We start from the raw sequence: 4,836 nt of genomic DNA, 5'->3' as shown, positions 1-4,836 counted from the left end.
AGCCGCCCGCCGCCGAACCCGCCGCTATGCCCGTGAGCAGGCCCGTCACGGCCAGCGTCATGCCCTCGTTCAGGCTGCCCGGCGGGGTCAGGCCCTGGACCAGGTTCATGCCCGTGACCATGGTGGGCGCCGTCGCCATGCCCGCCAGCAGCAGCGCGACCGCGAGGAACGGCAGCCCCCCGCCCGCCGCCGTCGTCAGGAGCGGCAGCAGCGCCAGGGCGGCCATCGCCGCCAGGCAGCGCGGGAAGCGGGCGGCCGCGGGGGACGACGGGCGCGTCAGCCCGTAGAGCAGGCCCGCCGCGCACGAACCCGCCGCCTGCAGGGCCAGGACGGCCCCCGCGGCGGCGCGGTGGCCCTGCGCGTCGGCGAAGCCGATGGTCACCACCTCCAGCGAGCCGAACAGCGCGCCGGTGCAGACGAAGACGACCAGGATCGCGGCCAGCCCGCGGTTGCCCCGCAAGGGGGAGCGGCGCCGCAGGGGCGCGGCGGATATGGGGGGCTCGGTGCGCTTCTGCGCCGCGAAGAGCACCGCGCCCGTCAGGAACATCAGCGCGGCGGCGAGCGTGCCCGCCTCGGGGAAGAAGGACGTGCACAGGAACGTCGCGAGGACCGGGCCGAGCATGAAGCACGCCTCGTCCGCGGCCTGTTCGAAGGCGTTGGCGGTGTGCAGGGCGGCCGGGTCGGCGCGCAGGAGGTGCGACCAGCGGGCGCGGGACATCCCGCCCGTGTTGGGGGTGGTCGCGGTCGCCGCGTACGCCGCGAAGAGGGTCCAGGCGGGGGCGTCGAAGTGCACGCACAGCACCAGGGACAGCGAGCCCAGGGAGGCGAACGCGGCCGCCGGCACGGTGACGCGGGCCTGCCCGTGGCGGTCCACGAGCCGGGCCGTCCACGGGCCGGCCAGCGCCGTCGCGGCGAGGCCCGTCGCGGTGACGGCACCGGCCAGCGCGTACGAACCGCGCTCGGCGGAGATCATCATCACGGCGCCGACGCCGAACATGCCCATGGGCAGCCGGGCGAGCAGGTTCCACGCCGTGAAGGCGCGGGTGCCGGGGACGGTGAACAGGCGGGCGTAGGGGTTGGAGCGGGGGGAGGGGAGTGAGGGAGTGGGCATGGGTTTCAGCCTCGCGGCGCCCGGGCCGTGCGGTCCAACACCCGATCGCTCGCCGTTCACGCACTTCTGTTGTTAACTGCGGTGCGTGCCCTACGACATAGAACCGCGCCTGCTGCGCACCTTCGTCGCCGTGGCCGAGGAACTGCACTTCACCCGTGCCGCCACCCGGCTGTTCACCGCCCAGCAGGCGCTCAGCCGCGACGTCCGCCGGCTCGAAGCGCGCCTGGGCAGCGAGCTGTTCGCCCGCACGACGCGGCAGGTCGCGCTCACCGCGGAGGGGGCGCGGCTGCTGCCGTACGCCCGGCGGGTGCTCGCCGCCCACGACGAACTCGACGCCGCCTGGGCGCGGGAGGAACGGCCGCTGATCGTGGACTGCGCGGCCACGGTCGGCACCGGGTACCGGGTCCTGACCGCCGCGCGGCAGGCCGTGCCCGAGCACGAGATCGTGGCCCGCTTCCACAGCGGGCTCGCCGGCGCCGCCGGGGCGATCCTCGCGGGGCGGCTCGACGTCTCCTTCGGCCGGATCGCAGGCCTCGACCTGGCCGTACGGGCGGAGCTGTCGCACTGCCCCGTGCGGTACGAGCCGATGGCCGTGCTCCTGCCCGCCGGGCACCGGCTGGCCGCCCTGCCCGAAGTGCCCGTGGACTCCCTCGCCGGAGAGACGCTCTACGCCGCCGCGGGCAACCCGGCCACCGCCGAGTGGACCGACCTCGCCGGGCGGCTCTTCGCGGGGCGGGGGATCGGCATCGCCGAGCCGTTCCCGGAGATCGAGGGGGAGGGGGAGTTCGTGCGGGTCGTACGGCGGCGGGGGTGGTCGGTGCTGGCGAGCGTGGAGTTCATCGAGGTCCCCGGCATGGTGCTCCGCCCCCTCGTGGACCCCGTGCCGCTCTCCCCCGTCTCCATGGTCTGGCGCCGCGGCCTCCGCCACCCCGCGCGGACCGCCCTCCAGGCGGCAGCCGCGGCCCTGGCCTCCCGCCACGGCTGGCTGACCCGCCCACGGGGTTCGTGGCTGCCGCGACCGGACGAGGAACTGATGACGGCGTAGCGGGCCGCCGCCGGTGCCGGGCAGGCGAACTGCCCCTGGGGCGGGGGTTTCACGAGCGCTTGCCGCGAGGCACTCTGGTGGGGTGGTGACGGGCTTCGCTGACCTGAGATTCGATGCCGGGCGGCTCTGTCTGGATCTGGTGGCCACGGTCGGCGGCCGGTTCGGTGTCGAGCCGGTCGAGCGGCTCGACACCCCCGACCGGCTGCGGGACTGGCTCCTGGCCTCCGGCGCCGTGCCCCCCGGCACGTCCTTGACCGCCGTGGACGCGGCCTGGCTGGCCCGTGTGCGCGCGGTCCGCGATCTGCTGCACCGGATCGTGCACGCCGAGGTGGACGGCCGCGCCGCCGATCCGGATCTGGAGCGGGTGAACGCCCTCGCCGCGACGGCGCCGCCCGCGCTGCGGGCCGTGCGGGCGCAGGACGGCACCCTGGTGCGTACGGTCGCCGCCGCGCCCGACTGCGGCGCCGTCGTGGGCCGGATCGCCCGTGACGCGGTGGAGCTGCTCACCGACCCGGCGGCGCGCGGGCAGCTGCGCCGGTGCGAGGGCGAGACGTGTTCCCTGGTCTACCTGGACACGTCCCGCGGCCGCCGGCGCCGCTGGTGTTCCAGCGAGGTGTGCGGCAACCGCGAGCGCGTGGCCCGCCACCGCCGCCGCGCGGTCAACGCGCGATGAAGACGTAGTCCGCCCGGTAGGGCACGGCCGCCTTCGGCTGCCGCTGCGGGTCGCACGGCCCGGCGGGGGCGACGCCGCCCCGCGTGTTCAGCCGCAGGATCTCCGTCGTGGAGGCGAGCACCCCGGTCCTCGCGCCGGCCGGGGTCGCACGCAGGCCGAGTTCGGGGATGTTCCCGTCCCCGTTGGGCGTCTTGGTGACGACCTTGCCGGTGACGGCCGAGCGGTCGGGTGCGATCCACTGCGGGTCGCCTCCGGGCCGGACGAAGGAGTGGGCGATGTTCCCGCCGAGCGTGGCGGAGACGCCCTCCTGGGTGAAGGCGAACCCGCCGCCGTCCTGCCGGGTGCACGCGTAGATCTGGCGGCCTTCGACGACGGACGCCTGCACGCTCTTCACGGCGGCCTTCAGGTCGAGCGGCCCGCTCAGCCGGTGCACCTGCCCCCGCACCGCGCCACCGGGGAATTCACCGGTGTGCAGGTTGAAGTAGAAGCCGTCCGGCCCGGTCTTCAGCGCGTCCAGGAGCTTCCGGTCGGTGACCTTCACCGTGCCGGTGGCGCTGCTCCGCCCGTCGGGCAGCTTTTTGGCGAAGAACGGGATCCGTACGGCGCCGTTCTCGCCGCGCCCGCCCCGGTGGAGATGGGCGGCGGTGGGCGTGGCGATGCCGCGGAAGGTGAAGGCGAAGGCCACCTCGTCACCCCGGACGCGCAGGAAGGCGAGGGCCCGGCCGTCGCCGTCGCCGACGGCCTTGCCGTCCGCCGCGGGCACCTCGTTCGCCCCGTCGAGGCTGCCGGCGAAGGAGACGACGGCGTCCTGCCGACCGGACCCGCCGCCCTCCCGGCCGCCGCCCGGCACCACCGCGAAGGCGATGCCGACCCCCGCGGCGACGGCCGCCGCGGTGGCGGTGGCGACGACGGCCCTGCGCTTGCCGAAACGGTTCACGGCGAACCTCCCCGTACGGAGCCGCTGCCCCCTGCACCGGCTTCGGGCTGTCGTACGGGCCCGGTCCGTTCCCTCGTTCAGCCGGGGACCGAGACCTGCATCACGCGGCCGCCGCTGAACGGCGGCGCCGTTCCGTCCGTACGCGTCCGTACGCGTCCGCACGAGGGGATCCCTTGCGGGATTTCCCGCCCCGTGGTGAACGGGGCGCACGCCCCGCCCGTATCCATGGCCGGAGGCGCCACCGGAAAGGCCCGGCAGGAACGGAGGACGTGCGCACTGACAGTGAACACCGACGCGCGCTATCGACCAGGGGGAAGGCTTGCGCAAGGATGCCGCCGTGGCTGACAGGACGAGTCCCGACGAGGCCCTGATGCGGGCGCTCTACGACGAGCACGCGGGCCCGCTCCTCTCCTTCGTCCTCCGGCTGGTGGACGGGGACCGCCAGCGCGCCGAGGACGTCGTCCAGGAGACGCTGCTGCGCGCGTGGCGCAACGCCGACCGGCTGCGCGGGACCCCCGGCTCCGTACGGCCCTGGCTGGTGACCGTCGCCCGGCGCATTGTCATCGACAACCACCGCAGCCGGCAGGCACGGCCGCGCGAGGTCGACCCTGGGCCGCTGGAGCTCGTCCCGGCGGCCGACGAGATCGACCGCGCGCTGCGCCTGATGACCATCAACGACGCGCTGGGCGACCTGACGGAGGCGCACCGGGAGGCGCTGATCGAGACCTATTTCAGGGGACGTACCGTGAGCGAGGCGGCCGAGGTGCTGGGCGTGCCGGCGGGGACCGTGCGGTCCCGGGTCTTCTACGCACTGCGCTCGATGAAGCTCTCGCTCGAAGAACGGGGAGTGACGGCATGAACCGGCCGGCACCGGACCATGAGCAGCACACCGAGGTGGGCGCCTACGCCCTCGGCGTCCTCGATGCGGCGGACGCCGCCCGGTTCGAGGAGCACCTCGCCGAGTGCCCGCGGTGCGCCGCCGAGCTCGACGATCTGATGGGCCTGACCCCGCTCCTCGCGGACCTCAAGGAGTCCGCGCCCGGCCCGGAGGCCCTCGCGCCGCGCCCGGA

General features: G+C 75.2%; 6 protein-coding genes. 4 read left to right on the top strand and 2 right to left on the bottom strand.

The window, feature by feature from the left end; translation table 11 throughout:
- Positions 1 to 1,111, bottom strand: a 1,111-nt coding sequence (locus V7793_RS33315; protein ID WP_336013442.1) for an MFS transporter, incomplete at its 3' end; no start/stop codon positions are given.
- Between the two features lie 85 nt (positions 1,112 to 1,196).
- Here V7793_RS33315 and V7793_RS33310 point away from each other — a divergent pair.
- Positions 1,197 to 2,156 (top strand): LysR family transcriptional regulator, encoded by a 960-nt coding sequence (locus tag V7793_RS33310; RefSeq protein WP_336013441.1) that lies wholly within the window; start codon positions 1,197 to 1,199, stop codon positions 2,154 to 2,156.
- A gap of 85 nt (positions 2,157 to 2,241) precedes the next feature.
- Entirely contained in the window at positions 2,242 to 2,829 is a 588-nt protein-coding gene (locus tag V7793_RS33305) for a CGNR zinc finger domain-containing protein (RefSeq protein WP_443058048.1), read from the top strand.
- Here the strand turns inward: V7793_RS33305 and V7793_RS33300 are convergent.
- Positions 2,816 to 3,766, bottom strand: coding sequence for a CHRD domain-containing protein (locus V7793_RS33300; RefSeq protein WP_336013439.1), 951 nt, complete (start codon positions 3,764 to 3,766; stop codon positions 2,816 to 2,818). The two genes, V7793_RS33305 and V7793_RS33300, sit on opposite strands and share 14 nt — an antisense overlap.
- Positions 3,767 to 4,085: 319 nt before the next feature.
- Here V7793_RS33300 and V7793_RS33295 point away from each other — a divergent pair, with 319 nt between their 5' ends.
- Positions 4,086 to 4,625, top strand: coding sequence for a sigma-70 family RNA polymerase sigma factor (locus V7793_RS33295; RefSeq protein WP_443058047.1), 540 nt, complete (start codon positions 4,086 to 4,088; stop codon positions 4,623 to 4,625).
- A partial coding sequence (locus tag V7793_RS33290; protein WP_336013437.1) for a zf-HC2 domain-containing protein occupies positions 4,622 to 4,836 on the top strand: 215 nt, incomplete at its 3' end. The genes V7793_RS33295 and V7793_RS33290, both read left to right, overlap by 4 nt.

The sequence above is a fragment of the Streptomyces sp. KLMMK genome (assembly GCF_036961605.1).
Lineage (GTDB): Bacteria > Actinomycetota > Actinomycetes > Streptomycetales > Streptomycetaceae > Streptomyces > Streptomyces telluris.
This window is presented reverse-complemented; position numbering and strand designations above follow the sequence as displayed.